We start from the raw sequence: 13,764 nt of genomic DNA, 5'->3' as shown, positions 1-13,764 counted from the left end.
GCCGGAGGGCTCCTAGAAGGTCCCGAGGAAGCCGAGCGCCACCCGCCAGGTGGCCTCGGCGGCCTCCTCGTCGTAGTCCGGCAGCCCGGGGTCGGTGTAGAGGTGGCCCGCCCCCGCGTATCTGTAGATCTCGACGTCCGCGCCCGCCCTGCCCATCTGCAGGTACCAGGCGCTCAGCCAGTCGTCCGTCTCGAAGGGGTCCGGCTCGGCGACATGCAGCTGGACCGGCAGCTCATCCACGGACGCGTTGGGCGCGATGTCCGACGTGCCGTGCAGAAGCAGCAGCCCGCGCGCCTTCTCGTCGCCGAGCGCCAGGGTCTGGGCGATGGAGGCGCCGAGCGAGAACCCGGCGTACACAAGGCCCCGCTCCGAGTAGGGCGCGGCGGCCAGGACGGCTCTCTTGAGCAGCTCGTCCTTGCCGATCTCGTCGTTGAACGCCATGCCCTCCTCGACCGTCTCGAACGTACGCCCGTCGAAGAGGTCCGGGGTCCACACCTCGTGCCCGGCGCCGCGCAGCCGGTCCGCGGCCTCGCGCACCGCGGGCCGCAGACCGTAGGTCGAGTGAAAGAGCATGATGTTCATGAAGCCATCGTGCCAGCCGGGACTGACAGCGCCGCCTCGCGGCCATACCCCCTACGAGCCCGAACTCACATGTTCATGAACCCCCGGAGCCGGTTAGGTTCGCAGGCATGGAGAACGTACTCCGCCCGCTGATCGTGATCGGTGGCTCGGTCGTGCTCACGCTGCTCATCGGCTGGGCCACCGATCTGCTGCTGCGCAAGGCCGACGAACGGCACGGCGACACCCCGCTGTGGGGACTGCTGCGCCGCGGCCGCATCCCCTACCAGCTGGTGCTGTGCTCGGCCATGCTCAGAGGCTCCTACGACGAGGCGCAACTGCTGCAGGAGCACGAGGTCGGCATCGGCCGGACGCTGACCCTGGTGCTGATCGGGTCGACGGCCTGGGTGGTGATCCGTATCGCGGCGGCCGTCGTGGAGACGTCCTACTCCCGCTACGCCCGCCTGCACCACGACCCGGCCCGGGTGCGGCGCGTACGCACCCAGGTGTCGCTGATCATGAGGGTGGTCGCGGCGGTCGTCGGCGTGGTGGCCGCGGCCGCGATGCTGCTGACGTTCCCGGCGATGCGTGCCGCGGGCGCCTCCCTGCTGGCCTCGGCCGGCATCCTCGGCATCGTCGCCGGTGTCGCCGCCCAGTCGACGCTCAGCAACCTGTTCGCGGGCCTGCAGATCGCCTTCGGCGACATGGTGCGGCTCGGCGACACGGTCGTCGTGGACGGCGAGTGGGGCACGGTCGAGGAGATCACGCTGACGTTCCTGACCGTGCGGACCTGGGACGAGCGCCGGATCACCATGCCGGTCTCGTACTTCACCTCGAAGCCCTTCGAGAACTGGTCCCGCGGCAGCAGCCAGATGACGGGCATCGTCTACTGGCACCTCGACCACTCGGCGCCGGTGGAGCTGATGCGGGAGAAGCTCCGCGACATCCTGCGCGAATGCTCGGCCTGGGACGGCCGCGACTACGGCCTGGCCGTCACGGACACCACCCCGAACACCATGCAGGTGCGGGCCCTGGTGACGGCCAAGGACGCGGACGACATATGGACGGTCCGGGTCACCGTCCGCGAGCAGATGGTCCGCTGGCTGTGCGAGCAGCACCCGTACGCGCTGCCCCGCGTCAACACCGCGGACGCGCCCCTGCCGTCGAGCCGGCGCTCCTTCGACGGCTTCTCGGACGGCGCGGCCCACCGCACACCCGCGCCGAGGACCGGCCGCGGCTAGGGCCTCAGTGGCCGCGCTCCGCGCCCCCGTTGACCTGGATCACCTGCGAGGTGACGTGTCCGGCGCCCGGTGAGGCGAGCCAGTGCAGGGTCGAGGCCACGTCGCCGGGGGTGCCGGCGCGCTTGTCCAGGGTGTCCTCGACGAGCCGTGCGCGCCGCGCGGGGTCGATCTGCGGGCCGAAGAACTCGGTGTCCTCGATGTACCCGGGCGCGACCACGTTGGCGGTGATCCCACGCGGCCCCAGCTCCCGGGCCAGGTCATGGGCGTACGGGTGCAGGGCGGCCTTGGCGCCGCCGTACGCCCCGCTGCCGGACCCCCGGTAGGCGGCGATGGAGCTGACGAACAGCACCCGCCCGCCCGGCGTGGCCAGCCTGTCCTTCAGGGCCTCCGTGAGCAGGGCCGCGGTGAGGGTGTTGATCCGGAAGTTGAGGGTCCAGTTGTGTGCGACCCGGTCGAGCGGGTCGTCGCTCTCGGCGGCGGGCTCCAGCTGCCCGGTACCCCCGGCGCTGTGGATGAGTACGTCCACGGTCCCGAACTCCCGCTCCACGAAGCCGGCGACCCCGCGCACGGCGGCCGGATCGCTCAGGTCCGCCGCGTAGGTCGAAGCGCCCGGCACCGCGGCCTTCTCCAGCACCTCCGCCCGCCGTCCGAGCAGCAGGACCCGGTCCCCGTCCGCCGCGAAGACCTGCGCCGCGGCAAGTCCAATCCCCGTACCGCCACCACTGATTACGACATTACGAGCCATGATTCGACCCTACGCACGGTCAGTCGCCGAACGCGAACGACTTCCCTGACGTCACCGCAGACTCCGCACATCGAGGTGACGCAGCACCCGGTCCACGATCTCCGGATCCGCCCCGGGCTCGCTCCGCGCCGCCAGCACCTCGTGCCGTGCCGCGCTGAGCATCTCGCCGTGGATCCGCCGCACCCGCTTCAGCCGGCGCATCCGGTGTTCATGCGCCTCCCGCCGTTCCTCGTCCGCCATGTCCGGGCTGATCCGCACCCCGATGTCGAAGGCCCGCCGCAGCATCTGCTCGGACAGCTCCTCCGGCAGCTCCTCGACCTGCTCGATCTCCCTCAGCCGCCGCTTGGCCGCCTTGGCCGCCCGGACGGCGAGGGACTTCTCGAACTCCTTCTCCCGCTCCGTGTCGGCCTGCACCCCCAGCCGCTTCACCAGCCACGGCAGGGTCAGCCCCTGCAGCACCAGCGTCCCCATGATCACCCCGAAGGCGATGAAGACGATCTCGTCCCGGTCGGGGAAGGCCGAACCGTCATCGGTCCTCAGCGGAATCGCCAGCGCCAACGCCACCGACGCCACTCCCCGCATCCCCGACCACCACATGACGACGGTCTCCCGCACACTCATCGGGATGTCCTCGTCGTGGTCCCGTCTCGCGTGCAACCGCTTGGTGAGCCAGGTCGCCGGCAGCAGGTACACCAGTCGTACGACGACCACGACGGCCACGATCACGCCCGCCCAGCCGACCATCTCGCCCCACCGGCCGGACGCCGTCCGGATCGCGTTGTGCAGTTCGAGACCGATCAGCCCGAAGGCGACGCCCGTGACGAGCGTGTCGACGATGTCCCAGAACGCATGCCCGGTCAGCCGGGCCAGCACATCGTCGGCGTCGGTGGCGTACTCGGCGAGGAACAGCGCGGTCGTGAGCACGGCGAGCACACCGGAGCCGTGCAGCTCCTCCGCGAGGACGTACGAGGCGTACGGCACCAGCAGCGTCATCCCGATCTGCAGGGTTGCGTCACCCAGCAGATCCATCAGCTTGTTGGCGCCCCAACCGAGCGCGAGCCCCACCGCCACGGCTACCACGGCGGAGAGCACCAGGTCGAGCGCGGCCCGCCCCGGTGTGAAGCTGCCGCTGACGGCGGCGGCGATCGCCACGTGGTACAGCACGATCGCCGTGACGTCGTTGAACAGGCCCTCGCCCTCCAGGATGGACACGAGCCGGCGCGGCAGGCCGAGCTGTCCGGCGACCGCGGTCGCGGCGACCGGGTCGGGCGGTGCGACGAGCGCGCCGAGCGCCACGGCGGCGGCGACGGGCAGCCCCGGCACGATCGTGTGCGCAACGACGGCCACGCACACGGTGGTGACGAAGACCAGCGCCACCGCCAGCAGGAAGATCGGCCGCCGGTTCGCCGCGAACTGCCGCCAGGACGTGCGCCGCGCCGCCGCGTACAGCAGCGGCGGGAGCAGCAGGGGCAGGATCAGCTCCGGCGGGACGTCGACGTTCGGCACGAAGTCGGCCACGGCGAGCACGATCCCGAAGAGGGTCATCAGCACCGGCGCCGGCAGTCCGAACCGGTCCCCGACCGGGACGCTCACCAGGGCCCCGAGCAGCAGCACGAACAGCAGGGCCAACTGATCCACGGTCAGCGCTCCGGGAAGGTCGACGTACGGGCAGCGGCTTTCAAGCCTGCCATGCCGTCGTCCCCGCGGGGTTTTCGGACTCTGCTACAGAGCGCGCCGCATCGCCCGGTGCGGGATGCCCGCCTCCGGGTACTCCGGCCCGTACGCCTCGTACCCGAGCCGCTCGTAGAACCCGAGGGCATGGGTCTGCGCGTGCAGATCCACCGCCGCGAGCCCCCGCGCGCGTGCCGCGTCCTCGATGGCCCGTACGAGGGCGATGCCGACGCCGAGCCCGCGGGCCTCCTTGGCGACGGCGAGTCGCCCGAGCGACCCCACCGTCAGGTCACCGCCGACCTTGGCCGCGGCCGCCTCCCCGTGCAGCAGCCGCCCGGTGCCGAGCGGCACCCCGTCCTCTCGCACGGCCAGCACATGCACGGCCACGGCGTCGTACGCGTCGTACTCGATGTCCTCGGGCACGCCCTGCTCGCCGACGAAGACCTCCTTGCGCACCGCGAAGCACGCCTGGCGGTCGGCGGGGTCCTCGGCGACGCGCACCACGTACGCGTGCGTGCTCATCCGTATGTCTCCTCGCGGACCTGGTCGAGGGCCTTCTGCAGGTCGGCCGGGTAATCGCTGGCGAACTCCACCCACTCGCCGTCCCCGGGGTGCTCGAAGCCGAGGCGGACGGCGTGCAGCCACTGGCGGGTCAGGTGCAGCCGCTTGGCGAGCGTCGGGTCGGCACCGTACGTCAGGTCGCCGACGCAGGGGTGGCGGTGGGCGGCCATGTGGACGCGGATCTGGTGGGTGCGGCCGGTCTCCAGCTTGACGTCGAGGAGCGAGGCCGCGCGGAAGGCCTCGATGAGGTCGTAGTGCGTGACCGAGGGCTTTCCGTCGGCCGTGACCGCCCACTTGTAGTCGTGGTTGGGGTGGCGGCCGATGGGTGCGTCGATGGTGCCGCTGGTCGGGTCGGGATGGCCCTGGACGAGCGTGTGGTAGCGCTTGTCGACGGTGCGCTCCTTGAACTGGCGCTTGAGCGAGGTGTACGCGCGCTCCGACTTGGCGACCACCATCAGGCCCGAGGTGCCGACGTCCAGGCGGTGCACGATGCCCTGACGCTCGGCGGCGCCGGAGGTGGAGATGCGGTAGCCGGCCGCGGCGAGGCCGCCGATGACGGTCGGCCCGCTCCAGCCGGGGCTCGGGTGGGCGGCGACACCGACCGGCTTGACGATCACGACCACGTCGTCGTCGTCATGGACGATCTCCATGCCCTCGACCGGCTCCGCGACGATCTGCACCGGCGCGGGCGCCTGCGGCATCTCGACCTCGAGCCAGGCGCCCCCGCTCACCCGCTCGGACTTGCCGACCACCGACCCGTCGACCGTGACCTTCCCCGCGGCGGCGAGTTCGGCCGCCTTGGTACGGGAGAAGCCGAACATCCGGGAGATGGCGGCGTCGACGCGCTCGCCCTCCAGGCCGTCCGGCACGGGCAGGGTACGGATCTCGGGAATCGTGCTCACCCGTCGAGTATGCCGGACACCACCGACCGCCCCGCACGAGCCTGTGGAAAGCTGGACTCAGTCCTTGTGGACAGTGCCGTCGGGGTCGAGGCCCTTGAACGACAGCAGCACGATCAGGATGCCGCCGCACACGATCGCCGAGTCCGCCAGGTTGAAGACGGCGAAGCCCTTGGGCGAGATGAAGTCGACGACGCGGCCCTCGAAGATGCCCGGCGAACGGAAGATCCGGTCGGTGAGGTTGCCGAGTGCACCGCCGAGCAGCAGACCGAGCGCGACCGCCCAGGGCAGGCTGTAGAGCTTGCGGGCGAGCCGGGCGATCACCACGATCACGGCCGCCGCGATCACCGTGAAGATCACGGTGAAGGCCCCGCCGAAGCCGAAGGCCGCGCCCGCGTTGCGGATCGCCTCGAACTGCAGCCAGTCCCCGATGATCCGGATCGGCGCGTGGTTCTCCAGCTTCGCGACCACGATCATCTTGCTGACCAGGTCGAGGGCGTACGCGAACGCGGCGACCGCGAACAGCACGGCGACACGGCGCTTGCCCCTGGGGCGTGCGGTCTCGCCCTGCTCCGGCTCGGTCCCCGCCGCCTCTGGGGTGTCCGGCGTACCGATGATGCGTTCCGCCTCTGCCACGTGAGTCCTTCAACCTAGGTACCTGACTGAGGACGAGGGTACGACACGCACGCGTACCGCCTCAGTACCGGCGTTCCTGCTTCTGCTTGCACTCCACGCACAGGGTGGCCCGCGGGAAGGCCTGCATCCTGGCCTTGCCGATGGGGTTGCCGCAGTTCTCGCACAGGCCGTAGGTGCCGGCGTCCAGCCGTACCAGGGCGCGCTCGGTCTGCGTGAGCATCTCGCGCGCGTTGGCCGCGAGGGCCAGCTCGTGCTCGCGCGTGATGTTCTTGGTGCCGGTGTCCGCCTGGTCGTCTCCCGCGCCGTCCCCCGAGTCCCGCATCAGACCGGCGACGGCGCTCTCGGACGAGCTGATCTCGTCCCGCAGCCGCTCCATCTCGGACAGCAGCTCGGCGCGCGCCTCCTCGACCTCCTCGGGGGTCCAGGGGTCCTCACCGGGGCGCACCGCAAGCTCGCCCGGCTCCGCCGCGGCGACCCGTGCCTTGGGTACGGCGGTCTTGGCCGCCGCGGCCGTGCCAGGAGTCTTCTTCGCAACCACCGTCGTGGCTCCCGTCTGCTCCGCGGCCTTGGCCGCGCCCGCCTTCTTGGCCGTGCTCTTCCCGCCGTCACGTTTCGCGACAGCGGTCTCCTTACCCGCCCGCCGCACGCCGCCACCCTCGGCCGCGGCCTTCCTGCCCTTGCCGCCGCCTTCCTCGCTCGTGCCAGGTTCGGCGGTGGCGTCCGGGCCAACGGCTCTCCCGGCTGCGTCTCTCTTGCCTGCCGCTCTCTTCACAGCCGACTCCTTCACCGCCGCCCCCGCCTTCTTCGCTGCCGACTGCCCAGTACCCCGTTCAACACTTTCCCGACCAGCACTTCCCCCGCCTACGCCCCCGCCCCCACCCGCCTTCTCCGATACGCCCTCCTCAGGACCGCCCTCCACGGCAGCCTCCTTCACACCGGCAGCCTTCTTGACCGCCGCCTTACCGCCACCGGCCTTCCTCGTCCCCGCCCCCTCGCGACCACCCTCCCCAGCAGCGCCCTCAGGAACGCCACCCTTCGGGGCCGCCGCCCCACCACCGGCCTTCCCCGCAAGCGCCTCACCCACCTCCGCTCCCCCAGGACGGCCCTCCCCGGCCACACCCTTCGGACCGGCAGCCTTCCTGGCCGCCGCCCTACCACCACCGGCCTTCCTCGCCCCCGCCCCCTCGCGACCACCCTCCTCAGCAGCGCCCTCAGGAACGCCACCCTTCGGGGCCGCCGCCCCACCACCGGCCTTTCCGACAACCGCCGCGCCCACTCCCTCAGGCTCGCCCTCCGTGGCAACACCCCCAGCGACCACGGCCTTCTTGGCCGCCGCTTTCTTCGCCGGGGCCCTTTTCGCAACGGCCCTCTTCGCCGCCGGCTTCTCTGTCGCCGCCTTCTTCGCCGTGCCCTTCTCCGCCGCGGGCTTCTCTGTCGCCGCCTTCTTCGCCGTGCCCTTCTCCGCCGTGCCCTTCTCCGCCGCAGGCTTCTCCGTAGCCGCGCGCCTCTCCGCAGCGCCCTTTCCGGCTGCCGCCCCGCCGCCCGCTGTCTTCTTTCCGGTGGCCGTCTTCTTTCCGGTGGCCGGCCTCGCGGTGCCCGTCGGGCTCTCTGGGGCTTCCTCCACGACCGGCTTCTTCGAACTCGTTCCGGAGGCGGTCGCCGCCTTGGCGGACTTCTTCCCGGGGGGAGGCTTCGCCGCAACCCCCCGCACCGTCTTCACCGGCTTCGCGGCCTTCTCCGCCGCGACCGCCGCGGTCCCCGTGGCCGCCCTGGCCGTCTTCCCCGCGCGCGCCGTGGCCCCTCCCCGCGCGCTCTTCTTCCCGGTCACATCCTTGGCCGCACCGCCGGAGGCCTGGGGGGACCCGTCGGACGCCGACTGCTGTACGGCGGTCTTCTTCGCCACCATGGCCGCGGCCCCTTCACATATTGTGATCTTGCACGCGAATCGTGCTGGGACGATAAATCGACTTCAGTCCCGCGGCAACGGGGCACACCGCCCGATTCGCCCGGCTCACGCACGCCGCTCCGCAAGCCTGCATGCGTTGTGCCCAGCTCCCCGCGGGGTAATCCGCCGGACCGCCCGTCCCAGAATCCGAACACGCGTACCGCTCCATTCGGGTCATCTCCGCACGTACGCCACCCCCGCCCCCGGGGACGCGAAAACCGGTCGGCCGCTGTCCGCGCGGCGCCGTACACTGGGCGAAGCGAAAAGCGTGGATGGGGACGAGTAGCGGCGTACGCAGCCCAGAGCGACCCGGGGACGGTGGAAGCCCGGGGGCGAGCGCGACGTGAAGATCACCCCGGAGCCGCCGGAAGAAAGCCGTAGCCGAACAGCTGCGGCCGGTAGAACCGGCATCGCGACCCCAATGAGGGGGCTCACCGTTGCACGGCACGCACCGGAGAGCCAAGGAGGGTGGTACCGCGGGAGCGCGCCGAAACCGGCGTAGAGAAGGACACAGCTCTCGTCCCTCCGGACGGAAGGCAGCAAGTCCGCCGGAGGAAGCTCGCTGATGACATCGCCGACGTACCGCCAGGTGCCCGCCCAGGTCGACCTGCCCGCGCTCGAGCACGCCGTGCTCGACTTCTGGCGCGAGCAGAAGATCTTCGCCAAGACCCTGGAGCAGTCCGAGGGCCGCCCCGAGTGGGTCTTCTACGAGGGCCCGCCCACCGCCAACGGCATGCCGGGTGCCCACCACATCGAGGCGCGCGTCTTCAAGGACGTCTTCCCCCGCTTCCGCACCATGCGCGGCTACCACGTGGCCCGCAAGGCCGGCTGGGACTGCCACGGCCTCCCGGTGGAGCTGGCGGTCGAGAAGGAGCTCGGCTTCTCCGGCAAGAAGGACATCGAGGCGTACGGCATCGCCGAGTTCAACGCCAAGTGCCGCGAGTCCGTGACCCGCCACACGGACGCCTTCGAGGCCCTCACGACCCGCATGGGTTACTGGACCGACCTCAACGACCCCTACCGCACGATGGACCCGGAGTACATCGAGTCGGTCTGGTGGTCGCTCAAGGAGATCTTCAACAAGGGCCTGCTGGTCCAGGACCACCGCGTCGCCCCCTGGTGCCCCCGCTGCGGCACCGGCCTGTCGGACCACGAGCTGGCGCAGGGCTACGAGACGGTCGTCGACCCGTCCGTGTACGTCCGTTTCCCCCTCACCTCCGGTCCGCTCGCCGGCGAGGCCGCGCTCCTGGTGTGGACGACGACTCCCTGGACCCTGGTCTCCAACACCGCCGTCGCCGCGCACCCCGAGGTCACCTACGTCGTCGCGACGAACGGCGAGGAGAAGCTCGTCGTCGCCGAGCCGCTCGTCGGCAAGGCGCTCGGCGAGGGCTGGGAGACCACCGGCCAGACCTTCACCGGCGCCGAGATGGAGCGCTGGACCTATCAACGACCGTTCGAGCTCGTGGAGTTCCCGGCGCCCGCCCACTACGTGGTGAACGCCGAGTACGTCACGACCGAGGACGGTACGGGTCTGGTCCACCAGTCCCCCGCCTTCGGTGAGGACGACCTCAAGGTCTGCCGCGCGTACGACCTGCCCGTGGTGAACCCCGTCCGCCCCGACGGCACCTTCGAGGAGAACGTCCCCCTGGTCGGCGGCGTCTTCTTCAAGAAGGCGGACGAACAGCTCACCGAGGACCTCCAGCAGCGCGGCCTCCTCTTCAAGCACATCCCGTACGAGCACAGCTACCCGCACTGCTGGCGCTGCCACACCGCGCTCCTCTACTACGCGCAGCCGTCCTGGTACATCCGCACCACGGCCGTCAAGGACCGTCTGCTGCAGGAGAACGAGAACACCAACTGGTTCCCCGACACGGTCAAGCACGGCCGGTACGGCGACTGGCTGAACAACAACATCGACTGGGCGCTGTCCCGCAACCGCTACTGGGGCACCCCGCTGCCCATCTGGCGCTGCGAGGACGACCACCTCACCGTGGTCGGCTCCCGCGCGGAGCTCACCGAGCTGACGGGCACCGACCAGTCCGAACTGGACCCGCACCGCCCGTACATCGACGACGTCACCTTCGCCTGCCCCAAGTGCCAGAAGACGGCCACGCGCGTGCCGGAGGTCATCGACGCCTGGTACGACTCGGGTTCGATGCCGTTCGCGCAGTGGGGCTACCCGTACAAGAACAAGGAGCTGTTCGAGAGCCGCTACCCGGCGCAGTTCATCTCCGAGGCCATCGACCAGACCCGCGGCTGGTTCTACACGCTGATGGCGGTCGGCACGCTGGTCTTCGACAAGTCCAGTTACGAGAACGTGGTGTGCCTCGGCCACATCCTCGCCGAGGACGGCCGCAAGATGTCCAAGCACCTGGGCAACATCCTGCAGCCGATCCCGCTGATGGACCAGCACGGCGCCGACGCGGTGCGCTGGTTCATGGCGGCCGGCGGCTCCCCGTGGGCGGCACGCCGCGTGGGCCACGGCACCATCCAGGAGGTCGTCCGCAAGACGCTCCTGACGTACTGGAACACGGTCGCCTTCCAGGCCCTGTACGCCCGCACCTCCAACTGGGCGCCCAGCGAGGCCGATCCGGCTCCGGCCGACCGCCCGGTCCTGGACCGCTGGCTGCTGTCCGAACTCCACGCGCTGACCGACCAGGTGACCCAGGCCCTGGAGGCGTACGACACCCAGCGCGCCGGCAAGCTCCTGTCGGCGTTCGTCGACGACCTCTCCAACTGGTACGTCCGCCGCTCGCGCCGCCGCTTCTGGCAGGGCGACAAGGCGGCGCTGCGCACCCTGCACGAGGTCGTGGAGACGGTCACCAAGCTGATGGCCCCGCTGACCCCGTTCATCACCGAGCGGGTCTGGCAGGACCTGATCGTGCCGGTCACCCCGGGCGCCCCGGAGTCGGTGCACCTGGCCTCCTGGCCCGAGGCCGACCTCTCCACCATCGACCCGGAGCTGTCGAAGCAGATGGTGCTGGTGCGCCGGCTCGTCGAGCTCGGCCGGGCCACGCGCGCGGAGTCGGGCGTCAAGACCCGCCAGCCGCTGTCCCGTGCGCTCATCGCCGCGACCGGCTTCGACGCCCTGGACCGGGAGCTGCACACGCAGATCACGGAGGAGTTGAACGTCACATCCCTGGCGTCGCTCAGCGAGGTCGGCGGCAGCCTGGTCGACACGACCGCGAAGGCCAATTTCCGCGCCCTGGGCAAGCGCTTCGGCAAGCGCGTCCAGGAGGTGGCCAAGGCCGTCGCGAACGCGGACGCGGCCGCGCTGTCCCTGGCCCTGCGCGAGGGCACGGCGTCGGTCCAGGTCGACGGTGAGACGATCACCCTCGCCCCGGACGAGGTGATCATCACGGAGACGCCGCGCGAGGGCTGGTCGGTGGCCTCCGACTCGGGTGCCACGGTCGCCCTCGACCTGGAGATCACCGAGGAGCTGCGGCAGGCGGGCCTCGCCCGTGACGCGATCCGCCTGATCCAGGAGGCCCGCAAGAACAGCGGCCTCGACGTGGCCGACCGTATCGCCCTGCGCTGGACGTCCACGGACCCGGCGGTCGTCGCGGCCCTCACCGAGCACGCGACCCTGATCGCCGACGAGGTGCTGGCGACGGACTTCGGCCAGGGCGAGGCGGACGACTCCTACGGCGAGGCGTTCACCGACGAGGGCCTGTCGCTCACGTTCCGCCTGCGCAAGGCGTAACGCGACGTACGAAGGCCCGGTTCCGCCAAAGATCTTGGCGGAACCGGGCCTTCGACGTTGCGTGCGCACGTACGGCTGACGTACTGGGGCGGGCCGGATTCGAACCGGCGTCCTCCGATATGCCATAGCGGCGCGACAACCCACTGCGCTACGCACCCCAGTGCGGCGAGAACGCTACCCCATGCAACAGGGCGGGGCCCCCGGATTTTCCGGGGGCCCCGCCCTGTTGAACGCTGCCGACGCCTACGGCGTACTAATGGCCGTGGCGGCCGTCAGTTGTCGTCCTCGTCGATCAGGAACCCGCGCATGGGCGAGGGAGCCTGACCCATCGGCGACGGGCCCTGCGGCCGCACCGGTGCCATCGGCTGGGTCATCGCCGGGGACATCTGCTGCTGGCCGCCGTAGGACGGAGCAGCGGGAGACGGGGCGCCACCCATGGTCGGGTTGCCGCCGTACGACGGGGCGCTCGCGCCGGCCGGTGCCATGGAAGGCGCCGGGGACGGCGGAAGCGACGCGGTCGCCGGGGTACGCGGCGGGGCCAGCGAGTCGTCGGCCTGGGTCTCCAGCTGACGCAGCTGGGACTCGAGGTACGACTTCAGGCGCGTACGGTACTCGCGCTCGAAGCCGCGCAGGTCCTCGACCTTGCGCTCCAGCGTGGCGCGGGCGGACTCCAGGGAGCCCATCGCGACGCGGTGCTTCTCCTGCGCGTCCCGCTCCAGCGCGTCGGCCTTGGCACGGGCGTCACGCTCGAGGCCCTCGGCGCGGCTGCGGGCCTCGCCGACGATCTTGTTGGCTTCGGAGCGGGCCTCGGCGATCGCCTGGTCGGCGGTCTGCTGGGCCAGCGAGAGGACACGGGCGGCGCTGTCGCCACCGGGGCCCTGACCGGGGCCGCCCATCGGACCGCCCATGGGGCCGCCCATCGGACCACCCATCTGCTGCTGCATGGGGGGCTGGCCGCCCATCGGACCCTGACCCATGGGGCCCTGGCCCATCGGCCCCTGACCCATCGGGCCGGGACCACCCTGACCGCCGGGACCGGCGGGCAGCTGCGGGGCACCGCTCGGCAGCTGGGGCGGACCACCCATGGGGCCACCCATCTGCTGCTGCGGCGGGCCCGATATGCCGGCGGGTACGGGAGCACCCGGACCGCGCATCCCCTGCGGAGGCATGCCCTGCTGCTGATCCTGCGGACCGGGACCGCCGGGACCCTCCGGGGGCTTGCGCATGTTCTGCTGGTTCTGAGCAGCAGCACGCGTGGCCGCGGCCAGTTTGGCCCGCAGGTCCTCGTTCTCGCGGAGCAGGCGGGTCAGTTCGGCTTCGACCTCATCGAGGAAGGCATCGACCTCGTCCTCGTCATAGCCTTCTCGGAGGCGGACGGTCGTGAACTGCTTGTTCCGCACGTCCTCGGGGGTCAACGGCATCTCTTCACCTCAACGTAGTCGTCGGCATTCGGCAAGACGGTAGGTCACATCGCTCATCACAGCCGGCTCACGATCGAGATCAGGATGTAGACGATGATCATCAGTACGAAGAAGGACAGGTCGAGCGCCACGCCCCCGAGACGCAGCGGCGGGATGAACCGCCGCAGAAGCTTGAGCGGTGGATCGGTGACAGTGTAGGTGGCCTCCAGAACGACCACCATCGCCTTGCCGGGTTGCCATGAGCGGGCGAACTGGAAGACGTAGTCCATGACCAACCGGAAGATGAGCACGATGAGGAAGCACATCAGCGCGATGTAGATGACATCCAGGACCACGCTCATTGCTGGTGCTTACCTCTCCCCTGTTTCCGTGCTGCTGGGTACT

General features: G+C 70.7%; 11 protein-coding genes and 1 tRNA gene. 2 read left to right on the top strand and 10 right to left on the bottom strand.

Annotated elements, in window-relative coordinates:
- Nucleotides 1–12: 12 nt before the first annotated feature.
- Nucleotides 13–582: a dienelactone hydrolase family protein gene (locus ACFY1E_RS42050; protein ID WP_389086300.1), complete on the bottom strand. Its 570-nt coding sequence runs from the start codon at nucleotides 580–582 to the stop codon at nucleotides 13–15.
- 107 nt (nucleotides 583–689) lie between these two features.
- On the opposite strand from ACFY1E_RS42050, the gene ACFY1E_RS42045 reads away from it, so the two are divergent.
- The gene (locus ACFY1E_RS42045) at nucleotides 690–1,799 is read left to right on the top strand and encodes a mechanosensitive ion channel family protein (protein WP_389086298.1); all 1,110 of its coding nucleotides are present in this window, start codon (nucleotides 690–692) and stop codon (nucleotides 1,797–1,799) included.
- 4 nt (nucleotides 1,800–1,803) lie between these two features.
- On the opposite strand, the gene ACFY1E_RS42040 is transcribed toward ACFY1E_RS42045, so the two are convergent.
- From ACFY1E_RS42040 to ACFY1E_RS42015, 6 genes are all read right to left on the bottom strand, one after another.
- The gene (locus ACFY1E_RS42040; RefSeq protein WP_389086295.1) at nucleotides 1,804–2,544 is read right to left on the bottom strand and encodes an SDR family NAD(P)-dependent oxidoreductase; all 741 of its coding nucleotides are present in this window, start codon (nucleotides 2,542–2,544) and stop codon (nucleotides 1,804–1,806) included.
- A 51-nt stretch (nucleotides 2,545–2,595) separates the two neighbouring features.
- Nucleotides 2,596–4,182, bottom strand: a complete 1,587-nt coding sequence (locus ACFY1E_RS42035) for a Na+/H+ antiporter (protein ID WP_389086293.1) — start codon at nucleotides 4,180–4,182, stop codon at nucleotides 2,596–2,598.
- Nucleotides 4,183–4,266: 84 nt separating this feature from the next.
- A complete protein-coding gene (locus ACFY1E_RS42030; protein ID WP_344404054.1) occupies nucleotides 4,267–4,737 on the bottom strand; it encodes a GNAT family N-acetyltransferase in 471 nt (156 codons plus the stop codon).
- Nucleotides 4,734–5,678: an RluA family pseudouridine synthase gene (locus ACFY1E_RS42025; RefSeq protein WP_389086290.1), complete on the bottom strand. Its 945-nt coding sequence runs from the start codon at nucleotides 5,676–5,678 to the stop codon at nucleotides 4,734–4,736. Before ACFY1E_RS42025 ends, ACFY1E_RS42030 begins: the two co-directional genes overlap by 4 nt.
- A 57-nt stretch (nucleotides 5,679–5,735) precedes the next feature.
- Nucleotides 5,736–6,311 carry a signal peptidase II gene (gene lspA / locus ACFY1E_RS42020; protein WP_389086287.1) on the bottom strand — a complete coding sequence of 192 codons (576 nt, stop codon included), beginning with the start codon at nucleotides 6,309–6,311 and terminating at the stop codon, nucleotides 5,736–5,738.
- Nucleotides 6,312–6,372: 61 nt separating this feature from the next.
- Nucleotides 6,373–7,428 (bottom strand): TraR/DksA C4-type zinc finger protein, encoded by a 1,056-nt coding sequence (locus tag ACFY1E_RS42015; RefSeq protein WP_389086514.1) that lies wholly within the window; start codon nucleotides 7,426–7,428, stop codon nucleotides 6,373–6,375.
- 1,393 nt (nucleotides 7,429–8,821) lie between these two features.
- Between ACFY1E_RS42015 and ileS the strand changes: the two genes are divergently transcribed.
- Entirely contained in the window at nucleotides 8,822–11,959 is a 3,138-nt protein-coding gene (gene ileS, locus ACFY1E_RS42010) for an isoleucine--tRNA ligase (RefSeq protein ID WP_389086285.1), read from the top strand.
- Between the two features lie 84 nt (nucleotides 11,960–12,043).
- Here ileS and ACFY1E_RS42005 read toward each other — a convergent pair.
- The 3 genes from ACFY1E_RS42005 to ACFY1E_RS41995 form a co-directional block, all read right to left on the bottom strand.
- Nucleotides 12,044–12,118 (bottom strand) — tRNA-Pro (locus tag ACFY1E_RS42005).
- A 113-nt stretch (nucleotides 12,119–12,231) separates the two neighbouring features.
- The gene (locus tag ACFY1E_RS42000) at nucleotides 12,232–13,380 is read right to left on the bottom strand and encodes a DivIVA domain-containing protein (protein WP_389086282.1); all 1,149 of its coding nucleotides are present in this window, start codon (nucleotides 13,378–13,380) and stop codon (nucleotides 12,232–12,234) included.
- A gap of 56 nt (nucleotides 13,381–13,436) precedes the next feature.
- Nucleotides 13,437–13,721 (bottom strand): YggT family protein, encoded by a 285-nt coding sequence (locus ACFY1E_RS41995; RefSeq protein WP_016435858.1) that lies wholly within the window; start codon nucleotides 13,719–13,721, stop codon nucleotides 13,437–13,439.
- Between the last annotated feature and the right edge of the window lie 43 nt (nucleotides 13,722–13,764).

The sequence above is a fragment of the Streptomyces sp. NPDC001604 genome (assembly GCF_042893475.1).
GTDB lineage: Bacteria > Actinomycetota > Actinomycetes > Streptomycetales > Streptomycetaceae > Streptomyces.
Note: the sequence above shows the minus strand (reverse complement) of the source record. Positions and strands in the feature narration are given on the sequence as shown.

Excerpts from the sequence above, each read along its gene's own strand:
- ACFY1E_RS42050 (WP_389086300.1), bottom strand. The coding sequence starts at position 582 with ATGAACATCATGCTCTTTCACTCGACCTACGGTCTGCGGCCCGCGGTG.
- ACFY1E_RS42000 (WP_389086282.1), bottom strand. The coding sequence starts at position 13,380 with ATGCCGTTGACCCCCGAGGACGTGCGGAACAAGCAGTTCACGACCGTC.
- ACFY1E_RS42040 (WP_389086295.1), bottom strand. The coding sequence starts at position 2,544 with ATGGCTCGTAATGTCGTAATCAGTGGTGGCGGTACGGGGATTGGACTT.
- ACFY1E_RS41995 (WP_016435858.1), bottom strand. The coding sequence starts at position 13,721 with ATGAGCGTGGTCCTGGATGTCATCTACATCGCGCTGATGTGCTTCCTC.
- ACFY1E_RS42045 (WP_389086298.1), top strand. The coding sequence starts at position 690 with ATGGAGAACGTACTCCGCCCGCTGATCGTGATCGGTGGCTCGGTCGTG.
- ACFY1E_RS42030 (WP_344404054.1), bottom strand. The coding sequence starts at position 4,737 with ATGAGCACGCACGCGTACGTGGTGCGCGTCGCCGAGGACCCCGCCGAC.
- ileS (WP_389086285.1), top strand. The coding sequence starts at position 8,822 with ATGACATCGCCGACGTACCGCCAGGTGCCCGCCCAGGTCGACCTGCCC.